The sequence below is a fragment of the Streptomyces dryopteridis genome (assembly GCF_049606955.1).
In the GTDB taxonomy this organism is placed as follows: Bacteria; Actinomycetota; Actinomycetes; order Streptomycetales; family Streptomycetaceae; genus Streptomyces.
In genome coordinates this window covers 3,215,581-3,236,047 of the sequence record NZ_CP187113.1, presented here as the reverse complement: position 1 = coordinate 3,236,047, position 20,467 = coordinate 3,215,581, and the positions used below count along the sequence as shown (strand labels likewise).

The 20,467-nt window shown below is 74.7% G+C and carries 17 protein-coding genes and 1 pseudogene; 5 read left to right on the top strand and 13 right to left on the bottom strand.

Going from position 1 to position 20,467, the window contains the following annotated elements:
• Positions 1 to 203: 203 nt before the first annotated feature.
• Positions 204 to 1,343: a zinc-dependent metalloprotease gene (locus tag ACN20G_RS13805; protein ID WP_424213071.1), complete on the bottom strand. Its 1,140-nt coding sequence runs from the start codon at positions 1,341 to 1,343 to the stop codon at positions 204 to 206.
• Between the two features lie 76 nt (positions 1,344 to 1,419).
• Positions 1,420 to 2,841 (bottom strand): D-alanyl-D-alanine carboxypeptidase/D-alanyl-D-alanine endopeptidase, encoded by a 1,422-nt coding sequence (dacB, locus tag ACN20G_RS13800; protein WP_424213070.1) that lies wholly within the window; start codon positions 2,839 to 2,841, stop codon positions 1,420 to 1,422.
• A 178-nt stretch (positions 2,842 to 3,019) separates the two neighbouring features.
• Between dacB and ACN20G_RS13795 the strand changes: the two genes are divergently transcribed.
• Together ACN20G_RS13795 and ACN20G_RS13790 are read left to right on the top strand one after the other, a co-directional pair.
• Positions 3,020 to 3,511, top strand: coding sequence for an inorganic diphosphatase (locus ACN20G_RS13795; protein WP_424213069.1), 492 nt, complete (start codon positions 3,020 to 3,022; stop codon positions 3,509 to 3,511).
• Positions 3,512 to 3,734: 223 nt separating this feature from the next.
• A complete protein-coding gene (locus ACN20G_RS13790) occupies positions 3,735 to 5,372 on the top strand; it encodes a threonine/serine exporter family protein (RefSeq protein WP_424213068.1) in 1,638 nt (545 codons plus the stop codon).
• Between the two features lie 477 nt (positions 5,373 to 5,849).
• Here the strand turns inward: ACN20G_RS13790 and ACN20G_RS13785 are convergent.
• The 5 genes and pseudogenes from ACN20G_RS13785 to ACN20G_RS13765 form a co-directional block, all read right to left on the bottom strand.
• A pseudogene (locus ACN20G_RS13785) lies at positions 5,850 to 6,878 on the bottom strand (DedA family protein); the annotation flags it as partial.
• Positions 6,879 to 7,004: 126 nt separating this feature from the next.
• Positions 7,005 to 7,763 (bottom strand): MerR family transcriptional regulator, encoded by a 759-nt coding sequence (locus tag ACN20G_RS13780; protein WP_424213067.1) that lies wholly within the window; start codon positions 7,761 to 7,763, stop codon positions 7,005 to 7,007.
• An 81-nt stretch (positions 7,764 to 7,844) separates the two neighbouring features.
• Entirely contained in the window at positions 7,845 to 8,420 is a 576-nt protein-coding gene (locus ACN20G_RS13775; RefSeq protein WP_424213066.1) for a DinB family protein, read from the bottom strand.
• 132 nt (positions 8,421 to 8,552) lie between these two features.
• Positions 8,553 to 10,013, bottom strand: coding sequence for an aldehyde dehydrogenase family protein (locus ACN20G_RS13770; protein WP_424213065.1), 1,461 nt, complete (start codon positions 10,011 to 10,013; stop codon positions 8,553 to 8,555).
• Between the two features lie 102 nt (positions 10,014 to 10,115).
• Positions 10,116 to 10,976 carry a helix-turn-helix domain-containing protein gene (locus tag ACN20G_RS13765; protein WP_424213064.1) on the bottom strand — a complete coding sequence of 287 codons (861 nt, stop codon included), beginning with the start codon at positions 10,974 to 10,976 and terminating at the stop codon, positions 10,116 to 10,118.
• A 378-nt stretch (positions 10,977 to 11,354) separates the two neighbouring features.
• Between ACN20G_RS13765 and ACN20G_RS13760 the strand changes: the two genes are divergently transcribed.
• On the top strand, positions 11,355 to 11,888 hold the full coding sequence (locus tag ACN20G_RS13760) for an ATP-binding protein (RefSeq protein ID WP_424213063.1): 534 nt from the start codon (positions 11,355 to 11,357) through the stop codon (positions 11,886 to 11,888).
• 178 nt (positions 11,889 to 12,066) lie between these two features.
• Here the strand turns inward: ACN20G_RS13760 and ACN20G_RS13755 are convergent, their stop codons facing one another.
• The 6 genes from ACN20G_RS13755 to ACN20G_RS13730 all read right to left on the bottom strand — a co-directional run bounded on the left by ACN20G_RS13755 (position 12,067) and on the right by ACN20G_RS13730 (position 17,768).
• Positions 12,067 to 12,303 (bottom strand): DUF397 domain-containing protein, encoded by a 237-nt coding sequence (locus tag ACN20G_RS13755; protein ID WP_424213062.1) that lies wholly within the window; start codon positions 12,301 to 12,303, stop codon positions 12,067 to 12,069.
• Between the two features lie 286 nt (positions 12,304 to 12,589).
• The gene (locus ACN20G_RS13750) at positions 12,590 to 13,717 is read right to left on the bottom strand and encodes a GTP-binding protein (protein WP_424215498.1); all 1,128 of its coding nucleotides are present in this window, start codon (positions 13,715 to 13,717) and stop codon (positions 12,590 to 12,592) included.
• 26 nt (positions 13,718 to 13,743) lie between these two features.
• Positions 13,744 to 14,013 (bottom strand): type B 50S ribosomal protein L31, encoded by a 270-nt coding sequence (locus ACN20G_RS13745; protein WP_424213061.1) that lies wholly within the window; start codon positions 14,011 to 14,013, stop codon positions 13,744 to 13,746.
• 5 nt (positions 14,014 to 14,018) lie between these two features.
• The gene (gene rpmG, locus ACN20G_RS13740) at positions 14,019 to 14,183 is read right to left on the bottom strand and encodes a 50S ribosomal protein L33 (protein WP_424213060.1); all 165 of its coding nucleotides are present in this window, start codon (positions 14,181 to 14,183) and stop codon (positions 14,019 to 14,021) included.
• Between the two features lie 160 nt (positions 14,184 to 14,343).
• A complete protein-coding gene (locus ACN20G_RS13735; RefSeq protein WP_424213059.1) occupies positions 14,344 to 16,398 on the bottom strand; it encodes an FUSC family protein in 2,055 nt (684 codons plus the stop codon).
• 101 nt (positions 16,399 to 16,499) lie between these two features.
• The gene (locus ACN20G_RS13730) at positions 16,500 to 17,768 is read right to left on the bottom strand and encodes a DUF2786 domain-containing protein (protein ID WP_424213058.1); all 1,269 of its coding nucleotides are present in this window, start codon (positions 17,766 to 17,768) and stop codon (positions 16,500 to 16,502) included.
• Positions 17,769 to 17,830: 62 nt separating this feature from the next.
• Between ACN20G_RS13730 and ACN20G_RS13725 the strand changes: the two genes are divergently transcribed.
• Entirely contained in the window at positions 17,831 to 19,555 is a 1,725-nt protein-coding gene (locus ACN20G_RS13725; RefSeq protein ID WP_424213057.1) for a bifunctional 3'-5' exonuclease/DNA polymerase, read from the top strand.
• Between the two features lie 88 nt (positions 19,556 to 19,643).
• Positions 19,644 to 20,438 (top strand): thioesterase II family protein, encoded by a 795-nt coding sequence (locus ACN20G_RS13720; protein WP_424213056.1) that lies wholly within the window; start codon positions 19,644 to 19,646, stop codon positions 20,436 to 20,438.
• The last annotated feature ends 29 nt before the right edge of the window (positions 20,439 to 20,467 follow it).

Below are 20,467 nucleotides of genomic sequence, written 5' to 3'. Positions count from 1 at the left end.
GGAGACGCTGGTGTGACGAGGTGGGTGCGTGGGACTGCGCCCGGTGCCCCCGGCGGACCGGGTTGTCACTGAGAGTGCGTCGATGGTGACAGAAACCGAGCCGTTCTCCGAGCATCGCACGCCCTCGCACGCGCCACGGTCCCTCGGACGGGTGACGTCTCTTCCCCCGGAGTAACGGGTTTACGCCCCGTGCGTCACTCCCGTCAGACTGTTTCGCCTCCCTTGCGGTGCACGCGGGCCACCCAGTCCGCCGGACGGGCGATCTCGGCCTTGGTGGGCAGCGTGTTCGGCGAGGTCCAGACCCGGTTGAAGCCCGCCATGCCGACCTCCGTGACCACCGCCCGCACGAAGCGCTCGCCGTCCCGGTACTGGCGCAGCTTGGCGTCGAGGCCCAGGAGCTTGCGCAGTGCGAGGTCCAGCCGGCCGGCGCCGCCCGTGCGGCGCTTTTGGAACTTCTCCCGGATCTCGGCCACCGAGGGCACCACGGCGGGCCCGACCCCGTCCATCACGTAGTCCGCGTGCCCCTCCAGCAGGGACATCACGGCGGTGAGCCGGCCCAGGGTCTCGCGCTGGAGCGGGCTCTGGACCAGCTCGACCAGCGAGCGGCCCTCCTCGTCCTCGCCCTCGCCCCGGCCCGAGACCACCGCCTGCGCGGCCTCCCGCAGCCGCTCCAGCAGGGTGGCCGGGTCCAGGTCGGAGGCGCCCAGGAATGTCTGGATCTCGCCCTCCAGGTGGTCGCGGAGCCACGGGACGGCCGTGAACTGGGTACGGTGCGTCTCCTCGTGCAGGCACACCCACAGCCGGAAGTCGTGTGGCGAGACCTCCAGCTCCCGTTCCACGTGCACGATGTTCGGCGCGACGAGCAGCAGCCGGCCGCCGCCGTCCGGGGCGCCGGGCAGGTCGCGGCCGACGGGCGCGAAGGTCTCGTACTGGCCCAGCACCCGCGAGGACATGAAGCTCAGCAGCATGCCCAGCTCGGCGCCGGTGACCTTGGAGCCGACCGCGCCCATCACGGCCCCGCCGGGCCGGTCCTCGCGGCGTTCGCGCATGGTGGCGAGCAGCGGGCCGAGCAGATGCCGGAAGCCCGCCACGTTGGCCTTGACCCAGCCCGCCCGGTCGACGATCAGCACCGGGGTGTCGGGCACGGTCGCGCCCTCGGGGAGCATCCGGGTGAACTCGCGCACGTGCCGTTCGGAGGTCGCGGCGTGCCGGCGGAGCTCGGCGACGACCGCGCGGGCCTCGTCCCGACTCACCTCCGGGCCGGAACGCGCGAATCGGGTCGCGGTCGTCACCGCGAGATTCCAGTCGACCATCTCGCCGCCGGCACCACCGAAGCTCGTCATGCGTCAACGGTACGTGTACCGGGCCGACGAAGGACCCCCCGCGACGGGCCCGGAGGTCCCGTCGCGGGCGCCGGCGCTACGGCATGGCGGCGACTTCGGCGGCCAGCGCGTCGAGGGCCTTCTCCGCCTCGCCGGCCGCCGGGGTGTCGGCGGCGAGGAACGCGAAGGCGAGCAGTCGACCGGAGGGGGTGGCGACGATCCCGGAGAGGGCGTTCACCCCGGTGAGGGTGCCGGTCTTGGCGCGGACCAGGCCGGCGGCCGGGGAGCCCTCGGCGTTGCGGGCCTTGAGGGTGCCGGAGAACCCGGCCACGGGCAGCCCGGACAGCAGGGGCCGCAGCCCGGCCCGGTCGGGGGCGGCGGCCTTGGCGAGGATGCCGGTGAGGAGTTCGACGGTGACCTTGTCGGCCCGGTCGAGGCCGCTGCCGTCGGCGAAGCGGCTGCCGGCGGTGTCGAGGCCGAGGCCGGCGATGCGGGCGGCGGTGGCCTTCGCGACCCCCTCGAAGCTCGCGGGCTGTCCGGAGGAGACTGCGGTGAGCCGGGCGAGGGCCTCGGCGAAGTCGTTGTCGCTGTTGGTCAGCATCCGCTCCACGAGGGCGCCGACGGGCGGGGACAGGGTGGTGGCCATCGGCTTGGCCCCGGCGGGCGCGGGGCGGGCGGCGGGTTCGCCGGTGACGGTCAGGCCGCGGGCGCGCAGGAGGTCGGCGAAGGTCTTCGCGGCGGCCGCGGCGGGGTCGGGCAGGCGCTCGACGGGCCCGGAGGAGGAGCCGTCGGTGCGGGCCTCGTCCACGGTCAGGGCGGAGATCCGGGCCAGGTTGGGGTTGACGCCGATGGGGTGGCGGTCGGGGCCGGTGAAGCGGCCCGCGTCCCAGCCGAGGGTGACGGTGGTGGTGCCGGCGGCCTGGAGGGCCCGGGCGGTGTCGGCGGCCAGCGCGATCAGGCTGCCGCCCGAGGCCCCGCGCCGCGCGGTCAGCGAGGGGTCGCCGCCGCCCACGAGGACGATCTCGCCGGGGGCGCCGCCGGGCACGACGGTGGTGGCGATCCGGTGCTCGGGTCCGACGGCGGCGAGCACGGCCGCCGCCGTCGCGATCTTCACGGTGGAGGCGGGGGTCATCGCGGCGTCGGGGTTGACGGAGTACAGGGGCGCCCCGCCGGTGACGTCGATCACGAGGGCGGCCGGCCGGTTCCCCAGGGCGGGTGCGTCCATCAGGGGGGCGAGGGCCTTCGCGAGGGCCGCGTCCCGCTCGGCGCGACCGGGGGCGGCGCCGCCGCGCGCGGGGTCGGTCAGGGCCCGCAGCACGGCGCCGGCGCTGGGGGCGGGGGCCGGGAGCCCGGCCCGGGCCGCGAGCCCGTCGTCCCCGGGGGCGTGGTTGCCGGCGGCGGCCCTGGCCTGTTCGGCCGTGCGCTGCCCGGACTCCCACGGCCCCGCCGTGACCACGGCGGAGGCCGCCAGGGCGAGACCGGCCACCGTCGACCCCGCCACGACCTGCCACGTCTTCATCGCCGGCACCTCGGACCAGCCCCTTTCGCGATCACCCGGTTGCGTGAGGGACACTTGCCTCGCGTCTTGCCGCGAGCATGGCATCCCGTCACGGGGGCCGGCGTCGGACGCGCCCTCACCAACGATCATGCCGGCGGTGCGCCGATACCGGCGTGCCACACACGACAGGAGCCAGGACGTGGAGTTCGACGTCACCATCGAGATCCCGAAGGGTTCGCGGAACAAGTACGAGGTGGACCACGAGACCGGTCGGATCCGTCTGGACCGTCGTCTGTTCACCTCCACCAGCTACCCGGCGGACTACGGCTTCGTCGAGAACACCCTCGGCGAGGACGGCGACCCGCTGGACGCGCTGGTGATCCTCGACGAGCCGACCTTCCCCGGCTGCGTGATCAAGTGCCGCGCCATCGGCATGTTCCGCATGACCGACGAGGCGGGCGGCGACGACAAGCTGCTGTGCGTGCCGGCCTCCGACCCGCGCGTGGAGCACCTCCAGGACATCCAGCACGTGTCCGAGTTCGACCGCCTGGAGATCCAGCACTTCTTCGAGGTCTACAAGGACCTGGAGCCCGGCAAGTCGGTCGAGGGCGCCGACTGGGTCGGTCGCGCCGAGGCCGAGGCCGAGATCGAGGCCAGCTACAAGCGTCTGAAGGACCAGGGCGGTCACTGATCCCCCGGACGGTCCCGCGCGGACCGTACTCCTCGAAGGCCCCGTCCCCCGGCTCCGTCCGGGCCGGTCGGGGCCTTCGGCGTTCCCCGGGCCGCCCCGCCGGGCAGGAGGGGATCGCCGGGGCGCGCGCACTCCGCGCGCGCCGAGGAGGAAACGATTCCGCATAATTGGATCATCAACGGCCGCCGACCAGCCGCGGCGGTCGTGGGACACGGGAGTGGGAGTGGCGGAGGCCGAGGCGGAGGACCGCAAACCCAAGTCGGACGAGGCGCACAGCGCCTTCTCGCAACCGGCCGGGGCCACCCTGCCGACGGCGCCCGAGGAGGACTCGCCGACCTCGGAGTTCGCCCTCCCGGCGGGCACCGAGACCACGGCGGCCGAACCGGAGGTCTCCGCGTTCGCGACGCCGAGCACCTATTCGGCCCAGCAGTCCCCGCCGGCCTTCACCACCACCGGACAGCTCCCGCTGATCCGGATGAAGGAGTCCCCCTGGCAGGACCGGATGCGCACGATGCTGCGCATGCCGGTGGACGTGCGCCCGACCCCCGACAGCGTGCAGAAGGTCGCCGAGACCGGGCCGCCGGTGGGCCGCGTGCTCGACCTGACCCTGCGCATCGGCGAACTGCTGCTCTCGGGCGGCGAGGGCTCCGAGGACGTGGAGGCCGCGATGTTCGCCGTGGCCCGCAGCTACGGGCTGGACCGCTGCGAGCCCACCGTCACCTTCACCATGCTCTCCATCACCCACCAGCCCTCGCTGGTGGACGACCCGGTCTCGGCCGCCCGCACGGTCCGCCGCCGGGGCACCGACTACAACCGGCTCGCCGCCGTCTTCCGGCTGGTCGCCGACATCAGCGCGCCCGAGACCGAGGTGACGCTGGAGGACGCCTACCGCCGGCTGGCCGAGATCCGACGCAACCGGCACCCCTACCCCACCTGGGTGCTGACGGTGGCCGCCGGGCTTCTCGCCGGCTCGGCCTCGACCCTGGTCGGCGGCGGGGTCGCGGTGTTCTTCGCCGCCGCCCTCGGCGCGGTCCTCGGCGACCGGCTGGCCTGGTGGTGCGCCGGGCGCGGGCTGCCGGAGTTCTACCAGTTCGTGGTGGCGGCGATGCCGCCGGCGGCGCTGGGCATCGCCCTGAAGCTGGCCGAGGTGGATCTGCGGGCCTCGGCGGTGATCACCGGCGGGCTCTTCGCGCTGCTGCCCGGACGGGCCCTGGTGGCGGCCGTGCAGGACGGTCTGACCGGCTACTACATCACCGCCTCGGCCCGGCTGCTGGAGGTGATGTACCTCTTCATCGGCATCGTCACGGGCGTGCTGATCATGCTCTACGTCGGGGTGCACGTGGGCGCCCCGCTCGATCCGGACGCCGTGCTCCAGATCCCCTCCCGGCCGCTGCTCCAGATCGTCGCCTCGATGGTGCTGGTGCTGACCTTCGCGATCCTGCTGCAACAGGAGCGCTCCACGGTGCTCGCCGTGGCCCTCAACGGCGGGGTGGCGTGGACGGTGTACGGGGCGCTGGTCACCGCCGGGATGACCCCGGTGCCCTCGACGGCCATCGCGGCCGGGCTGGTGGGCCTGTTCGGGCAGCTCTTCTCGCGGATCCAGCACACCTCGGCGCTGCCCTACGTGACGGCGGCCATCGGCCCGCTGCTGCCCGGTTCCACCACGTACCACGCGCTGCTTTCGATCGCGGAGAACCGGCTGGACAGCGGGCTCGCCTCCCTGACGAAGGCGGCGGCGATCGCGCTGGCCATCGCGATCGGGGTGAACCTGGGCGCGGAGGTCTCGCGGCTGTTCATGCGCCTGCCGGGGACGCGCACCAAGCAGCGCGCGGCGGCCAAGCGCACCCGCTTCGGCTTCTGAGCCGGGCCCCCGGCCGGCGCCGGCGCGGGGACGCAAGAGGGGCCGCGGGGCCCGGACCGGTGCTCGGTCCGGGCCCCGCGGCCCCTCTCACGGTGCGCGGCGCGGCGCTCAGCGGCCGGTGCCGCCGTGCCCCTGCCCTTGGCCCTCGTTCTCGTCGTACTCGTACGGGTAGCCCGGCTGCCGGGGCTGCTGCTGAGGCGGCTGCTGGCCGTACGGATTCGGCTGCTGCTGCCCGCCCTGCTGACCGTAGGGGTACGGCTGCTGCGGGGGCTGCTGGGCGCCGTAGGGGTTGGGCTGCTGCTGCGGGTAGCCGTACGCGTCCTGCTGCTGCGCGTGGTTCTGCTGCTGCGGGTAGCCGTAGGGGCCGCCCTGCTGGGGCTGCTGCTGCCCGTACTCCTGACCGCCGTACGGGGAGGGCTGCTGCGGGGGCTGCGCCTGCGGCTGCGCGTAGGGCGAGGGCTGCTGCGGCTGCGGGTACCCCTGCTGCTGCTGCGGCTGCTGCGGCTGCTGCTGGTAGCCGCCGGGCTGCTGGGGCTGCCCGTACGGGGACTGCTCGACCGGCTGCGGGTAGCCCTGCTGCCGGGGCTGCCCGCCGTAGGGCGCGGGCGGCTCCTGGCCCTGCCCCGGGCGTTCGCCGTAGCCCCCGCCGTACCCCTGCCCCTGACCGCCCTGCCCGTACCCCTGACCGGCCTGACCGCCCTGACCGCCGCCGTACCCGCCGTGGCCGCCGTCCGGGCCGGCGCCGGGCCCGCCCGGGGTCTGTCGGACCTCGGGGAACTGCGGGAACTGCGCGGTGTCCCCGAGCGGCTGCCCGTCGGCGCCGAACGCGGGCGCCCCGACCGGGGCCCCCACCGCGGCCGGGTTCCGCTCGGCCTCGGCGGCCTTCTGCTTGTTCTCCTTGCGGGCCTTCAGGAACTCGATGATCACGGGGATGATCGAGACGAAGATGATCCCGACGAGGATCGCCTCGATGTTCGTCTTGATGAAGCTGATCTGACCCAGCCAGTAACCGGCCGTGGTCACGCCCGCGCCCCAGGCCACGCCGCCGATCACGTTGTACGTGAGGAAGGTGCGGTACTTCATGGAGCCGGCGCCCGCGACCATCGGCGCGAAGGTCCGGATGATCGGCACGAAGCGCGCGAGGACGATGGCCTTGGGGCCGTGCCGGTCCATGAACTCGTGCGCCTTGTCCAGGTTCTCCTTCTTGAAGACCTTGGAGTTCGGCTTGTTGAAGAGCTTCGGCCCGAAGAACTTGCCGATCATGTAGCCGACCTGGTCACCGATGATCGCGGCGGCCACGATCAGGACGCAGACCAGCCACAGGGGCTGGGTGATGTACTTGCCGTCGGCGACCAGCAGACCCGCCGTGAACAGCAGGGAGTCACCTGGCAGGAACGCGAAGAGCCCCGATTCCGCGAAGACGATGACGAGGATGCCGATCAGGCCGAAATGCGAGATCAGGTAGTCCGGGGACAGCCACTCTGGGCCGAGCGCGAGCGTGTACACGGGATCCGGGCTCTCCTGGATTGGGGGAAGGTGAAACCGCTGCGGGCGGCTTAATTATGAACGCCCGAGTTCCCCACCCGGTTCCACGGCCCCTCCGGGGGCGGCCCGGAAGCCGTCACTCCCCGTTCACACCCGCCGGATCGCGTTGGCGAGGATCGCGTCGCGCAGGAAGATCGCCAGTCCCGGGGCGAACGCGTCGTAGGTCGCGGTGAACCGCTCGTCGGCCGCGTACATCTCGCCCAGGCCCGTGTGCGTCTCGTAGGGGCACGGGTAGTGGTTGCGCGAGATCCAGCCCCGGTGGTCCTCCGCGAGCGCGCGGGCCTCCGCGGAGTCCGGGTCGGCGCCGGCGGCGAGGAGGGCGGCGCCGCGTCGGCACAGCTCCTCGTGCTCGCCCATGATCCGCGCCCAGTCCGCCTTCCCGTACCCGGCGGCGCGCCGGGTGGACTCCCGGTACGCCTCGGTGCCGCCCCAGCGCTCCTCGGCCTCGGCCGCGTACGCCTCCGGGTCGAACTCGCCGAAGACCTCGAAGCGCTCCTCGGGGGTCAGGTCGATGCCCATGGTCCTTGCCTCCATCGCGTGTGCCACGGCGGCGGCCATCCGGGACAGCCGGTCGATCCGCTCGGTCAGCAGCCGGTGCTGCCGGCGCAGGTGCTCGTGCGGGTCGGTGTCCGGGTCGTCCAGGAGGACGGCCACCTCGTCGAGGGGGAAGCCCAACTCTCGGTAGAACAGGATCCGCTGCAACCGGTCGAGGTCCTCGGACTCGTACCGGCGGTGTCCGGCGGGGGTGCGCCCGCTCGGGCTCAGCAGTCCGATCTCGTCGTAGTGGTGCAGGGTGCGCACGGTGGTCCCGGCGATGTCGGCGACCTGTCCGACCGAGTGGCTCATGACGCGTTCCGCTCCTCGCGCCCCGGTCCGTCCGGGGTGTGTGACCACCGTGCCCCCTCACGTCGCGTGAGGTGCAAGCCCTCAGGCCGAGGCGTTCCCGGTGCCGTCGTCCCCGCCCCAGGTCTGCCCGGTCTCCAGGGCCAGCAGGTCCCAGGCGCCCTTGCCGTCGAGGGACTCGCGGATGATGTCGGCGTGGCCGGCGTGCCGGGCGAACTCCTCCACCAGGTGCAGCAGCATCCAGCGCACCGAGACCTTGCCGTCCTTGGGGAACCAGGGGGCGGGCGGCAGGGCGAAGGTGCCGTTCAGGTCGGACTCGGCGGTGAACGCGGCGGTCTGCGCGGCCACGTCGGCCCAGAACTCCAGCACCGAGGGGATCGTCTCCCCGTCGATCAACCGGAAGCCGTCCTCCCAGCTCTGCCCGCCCTCCTGCCGCTCGTTCGGCCGGCCCTGCGCCATCCGCAGCCAGTTCAGCTCGCACTCGGCGGCGTGCTTCAGCAACCCGGACAGGCTCAGCTCGCTGGCGCTCGGGCGGCTCGCGGCCTGTTCCTCACCGAGCCCGAGGACGGCGCGGCGCAGTCCCCCGCGCTGGGCCTCGACGAAGGCCAGGAGCGCCTCGCGCTCGTCGGCGTGGTTCTCCAGCGACACGTGCGTGACCATGCGGACCGCCTCTTCCCCAAGCAGTGGTGCGAACTTTCCGACACCCACGACGATAGGGACGGACGCGGTCAGGAACGGTCCGCAATGCCGGGCGCCCCGAAAACCGAGAGGCGCGGGAGGGCGGGGTCCGGGTCAGAGCGGGAAGCCGTCGCGGGCCCCGTGCCGCACCGAGATCCACTTCAGGGTGGTGAAGGCGTCCACGGTGGACTGCCCGCCGAGCCGGCCCAGCCCGCTGGCCTTCTCCCCGCCGAAGGCCGTCAGCGGCTCGTCGGCGATGGTGGAGTCGTTGACGTGCATCATCCCGGTCTCGATCCGGTGCGCGAAGCGGATGCCGCGCTCCACGTCCCGGGTGTGCACGGCCCCGCTCAGCCCGTACGGGGTGGCGTTGGCGACGCGCACGGCCTCCTCCTCGTCGGCGACGACCACCAGGAGGGCCACCGGCCCGAAGATCTCCTGGCCCAGCAGCGGGGAGTCGGCCGGCAGGTCGGTCAAGACGGTGGGCTCGACCAGGTTGCCCCGGGTGGTGCCCCGCAGCAGGGCGCGGGCCCCGTCGGCCAGGGCCCGGTCCACGAGGGCGGTCAGCGCGTCGGCCTGGAAGGAGTTGATGAGCGGGCCGATGGTGGTCTCGGCCTCGTGCGGGTCGCCGGCGCGCAGGGCGCGGACCTTGGCGAGGAAGAGGGCGGTGAACTCCTCGGCCACGGAGGCGTCCACCAGGATCCGGTTGGCGGCCATGCAGACCTGGCCCTGGTAGACGAACCGGCTGAACACGGCGGCCTCGGCGGCCTGCTCCAGGTCGGCGTCGTCGAGGACCACCAGCGCGCTGTTGCCGCTGAGCTCCAGCACGCTGCGCTTGAAGTGACGGGCGGCGACGGCGCCGACGTGTCTGCCGACGCGGTCGGAGCCGGCGAAGGAGATCACCTTGGGCACGGGGTGGGTGATCAGCGCGTCGCCTATTTCGGCGATGTCGGTGACCAGCACGTTCAGCAGCCCGGCCGGCAGCCCGGCCTCCTCGAACAGGGCCGCGATCAGCCCCCCGCCGACCACCGGCGCGTTCTGGTTCGGCTTGACGACCACGGCGTTGCCCAGGGCCAGGGCGGGGGCCACGGACTTCAGGGTGATCAGGAACGGGAAGTTGAACGGGCTGATCACGCAGACCACGCCGACCGGCAGCCGGTGCACCCGGTTCTCCTTGCCGGGCACCAGCGAGGGCAACAGCTCGGCCTCGGGGCGGACGGTCAGGGCGATGGCCTCGCGGAGGAACTCCTTGGCCAGGTACAGCTCGTAGGCGGCCTTGGGGCGGGTCGCGCCGAGTTCCTCGATCATCGCCTCGACGATCTCGTCCCCGCGCCGCTCGGCGGCGGCCAGCACGCGTTCCAGCACGGCACGCCGGGCGTGCGGACCGGCGGCGGCCCAGTCGCGCTGGGCGCGTTCGGCGGCCCGGTACGCCTGGTCGACCTGGTCGACGGTGGCGACGGTGATCGCGGCGAGCTTCTCCCCGTTGTAGGGGTTCACGTCGATGATGTCCCAGGACCCCGCGCCCGCCGGCCACGCGCCGTCGATGTACTGGTGAGCCAGGTCGCTGAACATCGACATGCCATCCCCTACTCGCGACGGGGCGCGCCCGTTCACGCCGCACCGGATATCGACCGCCCCCGATCGTCGATCGGATGGAACGCTCGTCATACTAAGCGTGATTCAGGACAGTTGGAGGAGACCGCGCAGAACATCGCGCGTGGAATCGGGAGTTGGGCAGTCCTCCTGAAGCCTGGTCATGGCCCGGTCGTACTGGGCCACTTCCTCGTCCTTGTCGAGGTACAGGGCACTGGTCAGCTGCTCCAGATAGACCAGGTCCTGGAGGTCGGACTCCGGGAACCGGAGCATCGTGAAGGCCCCGCTCTCGCCCGCGTGCCCGCCGAAGCTGAACGGCATCACCTGAAGGCGCACATTGGGCCGCTGCGAGATCTCGATCAGGTGCTCCAGCTGCCCGCGCATCACCTCGCGGTCCCCGTACGGGCGGCGCAAGGCGGCCTCGTCGAGCACGGCGTGCAGCACCGGGGCGTTCTCGGAGACGAGCACCTTCTGGCGCTCCAGCCGCAGCGCCACCCGGCGGTCCACCTCGGCGGGGCCCGCGCCGGGCATGCCGCGCGAGACCACCGCGTGCGCGTACGCCTCGGTCTGGAGCAGGCCGTGCACGAACTGCACCTCGTACACGCGGATCAGCGAGGCGGCGCCCTCCAGTCCCACGTAGGTCTGGAACCAACCGGGCAGCACGTCGCCGTAACTGTGCCACCAGCCGGCCGCGTTGGCCTCGCGCACCAGGCCGAGCAGCGCCTCGCGCTCCGCCCCGTCCGTGACCCCGTAGAGCGTGAGGAGGTCCTCCACGTCCCTGGCCTTGAAGCTCACCCTGCCCAACTCCAAGCGACTGATCTTCGACTCGGAGGCACGGATCGAGTAACCGGCCGCCTCCCGGGTGATGCCCCGGGATTCGCGCAGTCGCCTGAGCTGCGAGCCCAAGAGGATGCGGCGCACCACGGAACCGCCGGCTTCTGCGGTCACTGTTGCCCTCCTTGGTCACGCCGGCTCGTGTCGCCGACTTGTGTGCGCCCCGGTCACGCCCTCGGCGGCGTTCGGGACCCCCCGGATCGGGGTCCCCGTCGTCCCCAAGCCCCGAAGTCTGCCGGCAAAACGCATCGGGCCGTACTCGTTCGGTGACGGATTCGGACGGCCGGCGGAGGAAGTCCGTCAGGACCCGGGGGAAGAAATCATCGAGAACCGGAAGGGTCCGGACTTCTCCGGCGCGTGCACGTGCATCTGCCCTTGCATCCGGCCCGCCCATTCGGAACCATGGTGCCGCGCACCTGCGTGCTCATCGCGCGGGCGCCGGACCATCCCGCAGTTCCGCCGCCTCGTCCGCGATTTCCGGGAGTGCCTCGCATGGGGACGAATGGATCGACTGTGCTTGAGCCGTTACGGCAGGGCCTGCCCCCGGTCGACCCCGCCGCCGTCTCCGGCTCCGCCTCCTGCGCCCTGCCCGCCCGCTTCGACGCGGTCCGCGGGGCGCGCGCCTTCACGCGCTCGACCCTGGGCCGGTGGGGCCTGTCGGAACGCTTCGACGACGTCTCCCTGGTGGTCTCCGAACTCGTCACCAATGCCTTGCGCCATGCCCTGCCCGAGGGGTCCGAGCCCGGCTCGGACCGGGCCCCGGGCCTGAGCGAGGGAACGGAACCGCAGGTCAGGCTGCACCTGATCCAGTGGAACGGCCGCCTGGTGTGCGCCGTGCGCGATCCGAGCGAGCAGTCCCCCGAAGGGGGCTTCTCCCCCGACGCGTTCGACGAGAACTGCGCCGCCGAGTCCGGCCGGGGGCTGTTCCTGGTGGACGCGTACAGCGAGACCTGGGGCTGGCACCGACTGGCCGGCAGCATGCGCGGCAAGGTGGTCTGGGCGCTGTTCCTCCTCACCGAGGACTGACCGCCGACCGCCCGCCGGGGCCGCGTCACACACCACCGGCCGGGATCGATCCGCCACGGGGGCCGATCGATCCCGGCCGGCGCACGTGCATGGCCGGGAAGCTCCGTGTGAGGTACGGCACACGACCGCGCCCCGGCGGGCGGGGCGCGGTGCGCGGTGGTCCGGCCGGCCGGCGGGCTCAGGCGACGAGGTGGTCGAACTCCCCGTCCTTGACGCCCAGGAGCATCGCGGCGATCTCGGCCGGGGTGTAGACCAGGGCCGGCCCGTCCGGGTGTCGGGAATTGCGCACGGCGACGTTGCCGCCGGGCAGTTTGGCGAACTCCACGCAGGAACCCTGGGAGTTGCTGTGCCTGCTCTTCTGCCAGGCGACCCCGTCGAGTTCTGCGGCTGCCATCCCGTTGTAGGCGTGATCCACAGGAAGCCCCCGATAGCGCAGATGTCAACTGCACCGGATCATAGCCGCGTTCACGGTCGCCTGCATGGGCGGATGCACGTGCACGAGGGGTCACGAGTCCGTCACGCACCCGGCCCCGGGCGGGCCGACCGGGGCGTTCCCGCTCGTCACCGACCCCCCGTGCCGGCTCACCCCGCCGCCCGGCCCGGGCCCGGGTGGCCGAACGGGCCCCGATCCTGCCCCGATCGGCGGAGCGTCCAGGACGACCGGATCTCGTCGTCGGGTGTGAACGGGGCGTGTCGCCGGCTCAGCCGACGGGGTCGAGGAGGGTGTCGAAGGCGCGCGGCAGGTCCGTCCACCCGGCGGGCCCGGCGGCGTACTCGGCGTCCGACAGGAGGCAGGAGTCGAGCAGCGCGGTCAGGGCCGCCCGGTCCAGGGCCGGGGAGGTGAAGACGAGGTGTTGGCAGCGGTCCCCGTGCTCGGGGTGCCAGTCGACGGCGGCGGCGGCGCGTCGGGCGGGCGGCGCGAGGTCCCAGGCGGCGGCCGGCAGCGCCGCCATCCACGGCCCGAGGCCCTCCACGCACAGGGCGCCGCCGGCGGCGTCCCAGTGCAACAGCGTGTCGGGCCGGTCGGCGAGCCAGAACCGGCCCCGGCTGCGGGCGGCGGCGCAGGTCAGGCCCTCCAGGGCGGCGAACAGCCGGCCCGGGTGGAAGGGGCGGTCGCGGTGCCAGACCAGGGTGGACACCCCGGCCTCGTCGGCCTCCTGGGGCAGCAGGGCCCCGGCCGGGTGCTGCCGTTCGGCGGCGGCGACCACGTCGAACCGTCCGCCGAGCACCTCGCGCACCAGCGCGGCCGAGTCCGCCGGCAGGGCCAGGGCGGTCGGGTGGAGCTGCGCGAGCAGCGCCGCGTCCTCGGCGTCGGCCTCCGGGCTGTCCACGAGCGCGAGCACGGGCGCGTACTCCAGTTGCCGGGCGAAGGTGTCGGCGACGGTGCGGCGGTCCCGGGCGGCGGCGGCCAGGCCCCGTTCGGCGAGGTCGTCGCCGTTGCCGAGGCAGGGCAGCACGAGCGCGGGATCCACGGCGGTGACCACGTTCACGAGGACGAGCCGGTCCGGCCCGGCCCCGGCGTGCGCCGCGATCACCTCGGCCGCGGACCGGGGTTCGACGGAGTCCCAGAGTTCGACGATCGCGAGCGCGCGCCCGCCGCCGGCCGCGATCCGCCGCAGTTCGGGCACGAGGTCGGCGCGCAGGGCGCAGCAGGCGCAGTCGTCGACGAGCGGGGCGGTGCCGCGCGCGAGCTCCCCGACCGCGTCGCGCTCCACCCGGGTGACCCGGCCGGTCGCGGCGGCGCCGGCGAGGTCGTGGTGGAGGGCGACGCTGTGGGGGACGGCGAGCAGCAGCCGGTCCACGACCTCGCGGCGGGCCGCCTCGTGCATCCCGCCGACGATGACGACGGGCAGCCTCACGACGCGCCGTCCGTTCCCGACCCGTACCGGCGCCGGAAGCGCTCGACGCGGCCGGCGGTGTCCACCACGCGGGCGGTGCCGGTGTAGAAGGGGTGGCTCGCCGAGGAGATCTCGACGTCCACGACGGGGTACTCGACCCCGTCCTCCCAGGTCACGGTCCGCGCGGCGGTGCGGTCGGCGAGGGTGGAGCGGGTCAGGAAGGCGAATCCGGCCGCCTTGTCGCGGAAGACGACGGGGCCGTAGGCGGGATGGATCTCGGGGCGCACGGGGATCAGCGCTCCTCTCGGAAGTCGACGTGCCGGCGGACCACGGGGTCGTACTTGCGCAGCACGAGCCGCTCGGGGTCGTTGCGCCGGTTCTTGCGGGTGACGTAGGTGAAGCCGGTCCCGGCGGTGGAACGGATCCGCACCACGGGTCGGAGGTCGTCGCGAGCCATGGTGCGAGCATAAATGAAAACGACTCCCATTTCCATCAACCTCCGCCGGGTCGCCTCCGGGCCGCCGGCGGGCCACCCCGGCCGGAGGGCCGCGGGCATGCGAAAGGGGCGGTGTTTCACGTGAAACACCGCCCCTCGACACCCCGCGCGACCGGCGGGCTCAGTGCCCGAGCGCCTCGGACACCTCGTCCAAGCGGTCCGCGAGCCGCTCCGCCGCCTCCCGCAGCAACGGCGAGTCCTCCGCCGTCCACGCCTCGTCGGCCAGCGCGGCCCGCACCCCCTCCCAGCGCGGCACGACCCCGGCACGCAACTCCCGCGCCCCCTCCTCGGTCGCCGCGAGCACCGCCGCCGCCATCACCGCCGCGCCCGCCGACCCCGGGGCCTCCCGCTCGGGCGGCACCCGCCCCTCCAACAACATCGCGGCCCGACCGAACGCGGCCAGGGCCGACCCCGCCTCGTCGGCCGCGGCCCGCGACAGGCCCCGGTGCCGCACCGGCTCCCCCTCCGCCGTGGCCTTCGCGGCCCGCCACGCCACCCGCGCGTCCCGTGCCTCCAACAGGGCCGCCCGCACCGGCTCCCGCGTCCCACCGCCCGGTTGCGCGTACCGATCGAGCACGGCCGCCGCGTACCGCCCGTCGGCGGCCAGCCAGTCCGCCAGCCGGGTCCGCAACCGGGGCGTCTCCCAGGCCGGGTACAGGGCGTATCCGATCATCGCGAGCACCCCGCCGACCAGGGTGAGCGCGACCCGGTCGGGCACCGTCTGGTCCCAGCGCAGGCCGCCCATGCCCAGCAGGAAGACCACGTACGCCGAGACGAACACCTGGGTCACGGCGTACCCGGTGCGCAGCAGCGTGTACATCAGCCCCGCGCACACCACCGCCAGCAGCCCCGACAGCCAGGTCCCCGGGTGCACCGTCTGCACCACCCCGGTGGCCAGGGCCACCCCGACCAGCGTCCCGGCGAACCGGGCCACGGCCCGGGAGTAGGTCTGCGTGAAATCCGGGCGCATCACCATGGCCGCCGCCATCGGCGCCCAGTACGCGTGCCCGAACGGCAGCAGGTGCCCGACCAGCCAGCCCGCCACCACCACGGCCGTGAGCCGGAGCGCGTGCCGCAGCACCGTCGACCCCGGCCGCAGCTCGGCCCGCACCGCCCGCGCCACCAGCGGCACCAGCCCGAGCAGGGTGGGCCGCAGCATCAACTCGCCGGGGGCCGCCGGCCGGCCCGAGCCCGGCTCGGCGGTCTCCACCACGTCGTCGAGGAGCCGGGACAGCCGGCGCACCGCCCGCAGCGCGGAGCCCTGGCACACGTCCTCCCAGTCCGGGGCGCGCAGCACGGCGGCGGCCGGCGGCGGCACCCGCACGGGCTCCCCGTGCCGGATCGCGTGCGCCGCCGCGTCCAGCACCTGCCCGGCCGCCCCCAGCGCCTCCCGCACCCGGTCCCGTTCCGGCCCCTCCTGCGGCACCCCCGCCGCCGGATCGGCGAGCGCGGCCAGCACCGGCCGGACCCGTTCGGCGAGCCCGCGCGCCCCGTGCAGTTCGGCGGGGCGGCGCCGGGCCTGCCCCGGCGTGACCCGGGCCGCCGCGCGCGCGGTCATGAGGGGCTGCGGGTCGAAGGAGGCCAGCGGATCCTGGCGCAGCCGGCGCGCGTAGTCGGCCTCGGCGGCCAGCGCGTCGGCGAGGGCGTCGCGCTGCGGGCCCCAGCGGCGGACCGGGAACAGCACGATCAGCAGGGCCTGCACCACCCCGCCCAGCGCGATCACCACCGCGTGCCCGGCGGCCTGCGCCACGGAGGTCGGCAGGGTCACGGTGACCAGCATGATGGCCACGTTCCCGGAGGCGATGATCCCGGCGGTGGGGCCGGCCGCCCACATCAGCCCGGCGGCGAAGGTCCACACGGCGAGCATCGCCACGAACGCCAGGGTGTGCGAGGAGCCGACCAGGTACCCGAGGAAGGTGGACACCGCCAGGGTCACCCCGGAGGCCAGCGCGAGCACGGGCCGGGGCCGCCAACTGCGCTGGTAGGTGGCGATGGCCGCCTGGAGCGCGCCGAACGCGGCGCTCGCCGCCGTCCCCGGCCCCGCCCACGCCAGGCCCACGCCGACGACCAGCGCCAGACCCGCGGTGGCCCGCAGCGCGACGAGCGGTTCCAGGCGCGTCCGCTCGACCTTCATGCCGGACCGCACGGTGTCCTTCAGCGCCTTGGCCCAGCTCATGCGGCGAGCCTAACGCGCACAGGACATTCCGGACGGTCCGACCCGACCCGACCGGACCCGACGAACGGCCCTACCGCCCGCCGCCCCACCCGCTCACCGCGCTACCGCCCCCGGCCCTCCGGCAGGCCCCGGCGTTCGCCGCCCAGGCGGGCGCGGTCGGCGGCCTCGACGCCGTCCTCCCAGCCGGCCCGGTCGGAGGCCCCCCGCAGCCGGGTGGTCGTGGTCCGCGGGAACATCCGGTCGGCCTCCTCCCCCACGGCCACCTCCCGCGCCACGAGCGCCGGCAGCACCTCCCCGGTCCACCCCGCGCCCGCGTCGCCCGTGCCCTCGGCGCCCGCCGCCGTCGCCGTGTCCCGGGCGGTGTCCGCGAGTCGGCGCCCGAGCCGGTCGGCGTAGGCCAGGAGGAAGGACTGCCGGAAGGTCTTCGTGCGCTTGCGTCCCCCCGCCCGCTGCCCGGCCTCCGCGCGGGTCATCGCGGCCGTGCCCTGCACCATCAGCGAGGTGTACAGCAGCTCCACCGCCTCCGCGTCCCCCTCGAAGCCGACCACCGTGGTGAACTCGAACGCCGCGTTCCACACCGCCCGGCACCGGTTGGCCTCCGCCACCGCGTGCAGCAGCAGCGCCTTCGCCTCCTCGTAGGGCGGCTCGACCCCGATCCGCACGGCGATCGGCGGCTGCGCCGGCGCCCGGCCGCTCGCCGCGAGCAGCGCCTCGTCCACGGTGTGCCGGGCGATCAGCTCCTGCGCCTTCGCCGTCAGCGCCTCCGCCTCCTCCGGGTACGGGGTGGCCTCGGCCTTGGCCAGCAGGGCCCGGATCCGCGACAGCATCCGGGGCTCGATGTGCCCGCCCTCGGGCAGTTCCGCCGGGCCCTCGCCCACCCCGTCCCGCCCCGGCCAGGGACCGGCCGGTTCGATCGAGGGCAGGCGCACGAGCAGCCGCAGCAGCCCGAGCACCCCGCCGCCGAACCCGAACCGGTCCTCGCGTTCCCGGCGCGCCGCCTCCCCGGCCCAGCGCGCGTCGTCCCCGCCCCACCACACCGGCGGGGGCTCGGGCCAGCGCGCCGGCCGGCGACCGACGTGCCGGCGGGCCTCGGCCGCCACGAAGTCCTCGTACCGGGCCAGGGCCGGCTCGCCGAGGTCACGGCGCACCAGCCGCGCCACGTCCTCCGGCCGCCACCCCCGTCGCCACGCCTGCCCCACGAGCCCCTCGGCCCGCACGAGCAGCTCGCGGCTCACGTCCTCCCACCGCGCGGGGTCCGCGGCGAGCACGGAGGCCCCGGTGTCCAGGGACAGGTCGTCGTCCGCGTACAGGGCCGCGGCGCAGGCGCGGTCGACGATCTCGGCGGCGGAAGGGGCATCGGCGTCACTCACGCGTCCAGGGTGTCACGCGCGCGTCGAGCCCCCTGTCGGCCCCTGCTGTCACACTCGCACCCGTGCGCGAACCCTCCGGCAACGACCGCCCCGCCCCGGACCCCCGCTTCCTGCTCGCCGAGACGGAGAGCGGCTCCTGGCGGGCCGGCGCCGTCACCCCCGGCGCGCCCTCCGTCACCGCCGCCGACCCGGCCGCCGCCGTCCGCGCCGCCCTCGCCGACCTCGGCGCCGGCCCCCACACCCGCTGGGTCTGGCGCTCCACCCCCGCCGTGCTGCCCCGGCTCCTCGCCGCCGGCGTCCGGATCGACCGCTGCCACGACATCGAGGCCGTGGAACCCCTCCTCCTCGCCCACGCCGGCCGGTACGGCGAACCCCGCTCGGCCGCCGCCGCCTGGGCCCGGCTGCACGACGCCCCCGTCCCCGCCGACCCGCCCGCCCGCGCGGCCGAACCCGGCGGCGGCGACCAGTCCGCCCTCTTCGAACCCGGCCCGGCCCCGCTCCCCCCGGACGCCCTGCTCGCCGTGCACGCCGACCAGCTCGCCCGCGCCCGCGCCACCACCCACCCCGACCGGACGGCCCTGCTGCACGCGGCCGAGTCCGCCGGCTTCCTCGTCGCCGGGGAGATGCGCCGGGCCGGCCTGCCCTGGCGGGCCGACGTGCACCGGGCCCTGCTCACCGAACTCCTCGGCGAACGCTACGGCGGCACCGGCGAACCCCGCCGACTCGCCGAACTCGCCGCCGAGATCTCCGCCGCCTTCGGCCGCCGGGTCCGCCCCGACCTGCCCGCCGAGGTCATCCGCGCCTTCGCCGGCGCCGGCCACCGCCTCGGCTCCACCCGCCGCTGGGAACTGGAGGAGATCGACCACCCGGCCGTCGCCCCGCTGCTGGAGTACAAGCGCCTGTACCGGATCTGGACCGCGCACGGCTGGAGCTGGCTCGCCGACTGGGTCCGCGACGGCCGCTTCCGCCCCGAGTACGTGCCCGGCGGCACCGTCAGCGGACGCTGGACCACCCACGGCGGCGGCGCCCTCCAGATCCCCAAGGTGATCCGCCGGGCCGTGATCGCGGACCCCGGCCGCGTGCTCGTCGTCGCCGACGCCGACCAGCTCGAACCCCGGGTCCTGGCCGCGATCTCCGGCGACCGCGCCCTGGGCGCCCTGGCCTCCACCGGCACCGACCTGTACGCGGAGATCGCCCGCGACGTGTTCGCCGGCGACCGCGAGCAGGCGAAGCTCGCCGTGCTCGGCGCGATCTACGGCCAGACCTCCGGCGACGGCCTGCGCAACCTCGCCGCCCTGCGCCGCCGCTTCCCCCGGGCCGTGGACCACGTGGACGAGGCCGCCCGCGCCGGCGAGGAGGGCCGGCTGGTCCGCACCCACCTCGGCCGCACCTGCCCGCCCGCCTCGCACGGCACCGGCGAACCCGACCCCACCGGACCCGACCCCACCCCCGCCGACCCGGAGGGCCCCGAACGCGGCGCCGGCGCCGGCTCCCGGGCCCGCGCCCGGGGCCGTTTCACCCGCAACTACGTGGTGCAGGGCAGCGCGGCGGACTGGGCCCTGCTGCTGTTGGCGGCCCTGCGCCGCTCCCTGCTCCCGCTCGACGCGGACCTGGTCTTCTTCCAGCACGACGAGGTGATCGTCGACTGTCCCGCCGAGGCCGCCCCGGCCGTCACCCGCGCCATCACGGAGGCCGCGGCCACGGCCACCGCCCTCACCTTCGGCCCCACCCCGGTGGTCTTCTCCTTCACCACCGCCACCGTCTCCTGCTACGCGGACGCGAAGTGACGCACGTGCCCCGCCCCGGCCGGACGGGCCGGCCCGCGACCCGGTACGGTACCGACCGGCCTGGGGAACCTCGAGAAAGCAGGACGCGATGAATGCCCTCGACGTGCGGGCGGACGCCTGGCTCCGCCGCTACCGCGACCCCCTCCCCGGGGCTCCCCGGCTGCTGTGCTTCCCGCACGCGGGCGGCTCGGCGAACTTCTTCCTCCCCCTCGCCCGCGAGCTGTCCCCCGAGATCGAGGTGCTCGCCGTGCAGTACCCGGGACGGCAGGACCGGCTGGCGGAGGAGCCGCTGCGGACGGTGGGGGACCTGGCGGCGGGGGTGGTGGCCGCGCTCACGGCACGGGAGGCGGCGCAGGGGCCCGGGGCCGGTCCCCTCGTCCTGTTCGGGCACAGCATGGGCGCGGTCGTGGCCTTCGAGGTGGCCCGCCGGCTCGGCTCCGGCCCCGCGGGCGGTCCGGCCGCGCTGATCGCGTCCGCGTGCCGCGCGCCCTCGCGGCTGCGCCGGGACCCCGTGCACCGGTACGGGGACGAGGGGGTGCTCGCGGAGCTGCGCCGCCTGGGCGGCACCGGCGGGGTGCTGTTGCAGGACCCGGAACTGCTGCGGATGGTGCTGCCGACGATCCGGGCCGACTACGAGGCGCTGACCTCGTACACGGTGGCCGAACCGGCACCGGGGGACCCGGCGCGTCCGCTCGACTGCCCGGTCACGGTGCTGCTCGGCGAGGAGGACCCGGTGGTCCCACTGGACGACGCCCTGGCCTGGGAGTGGTTCACGACCGGCCCGTGCGCGTCCGAGACCTTCCCCGGCGGACACTTCTACCTGTCCGCGCGGCAGGAGCTCGTGGCCGCGTCGATCCGCGCGGCGGTACGCCCGCACGCGTGACCCGAACCGGGGCCGAAAACGCTAATGGC

Excerpts from the sequence above, each read along its gene's own strand:
- ACN20G_RS13805 (WP_424213071.1), bottom strand. The coding sequence starts at position 1,343 with ATGACGAGCTTCGGTGGTGCCGGCGGCGAGATGGTCGACTGGAATCTC.
- dacB (WP_424213070.1), bottom strand. The coding sequence starts at position 2,841 with ATGAAGACGTGGCAGGTCGTGGCGGGGTCGACGGTGGCCGGTCTCGCC.
- ACN20G_RS13780 (WP_424213067.1), bottom strand. The coding sequence starts at position 7,763 with ATGAGCCACTCGGTCGGACAGGTCGCCGACATCGCCGGGACCACCGTG.
- ACN20G_RS13775 (WP_424213066.1), bottom strand. The coding sequence starts at position 8,420 with ATGGTCACGCACGTGTCGCTGGAGAACCACGCCGACGAGCGCGAGGCG.
- ACN20G_RS13770 (WP_424213065.1), bottom strand. The coding sequence starts at position 10,013 with ATGTCGATGTTCAGCGACCTGGCTCACCAGTACATCGACGGCGCGTGG.
- ACN20G_RS13760 (WP_424213063.1), top strand. The coding sequence starts at position 11,355 with ATGGGGACGAATGGATCGACTGTGCTTGAGCCGTTACGGCAGGGCCTG.
- ACN20G_RS13750 (WP_424215498.1), bottom strand. The coding sequence starts at position 13,717 with ATGCACGAGGCGGCCCGCCGCGAGGTCGTGGACCGGCTGCTGCTCGCC.
- rpmG (WP_424213060.1), bottom strand. The coding sequence starts at position 14,183 with ATGGCTCGCGACGACCTCCGACCCGTGGTGCGGATCCGTTCCACCGCC.
- ACN20G_RS13735 (WP_424213059.1), bottom strand. The coding sequence starts at position 16,398 with ATGAGCTGGGCCAAGGCGCTGAAGGACACCGTGCGGTCCGGCATGAAG.
- ACN20G_RS13720 (WP_424213056.1), top strand. The coding sequence starts at position 19,644 with ATGAATGCCCTCGACGTGCGGGCGGACGCCTGGCTCCGCCGCTACCGC.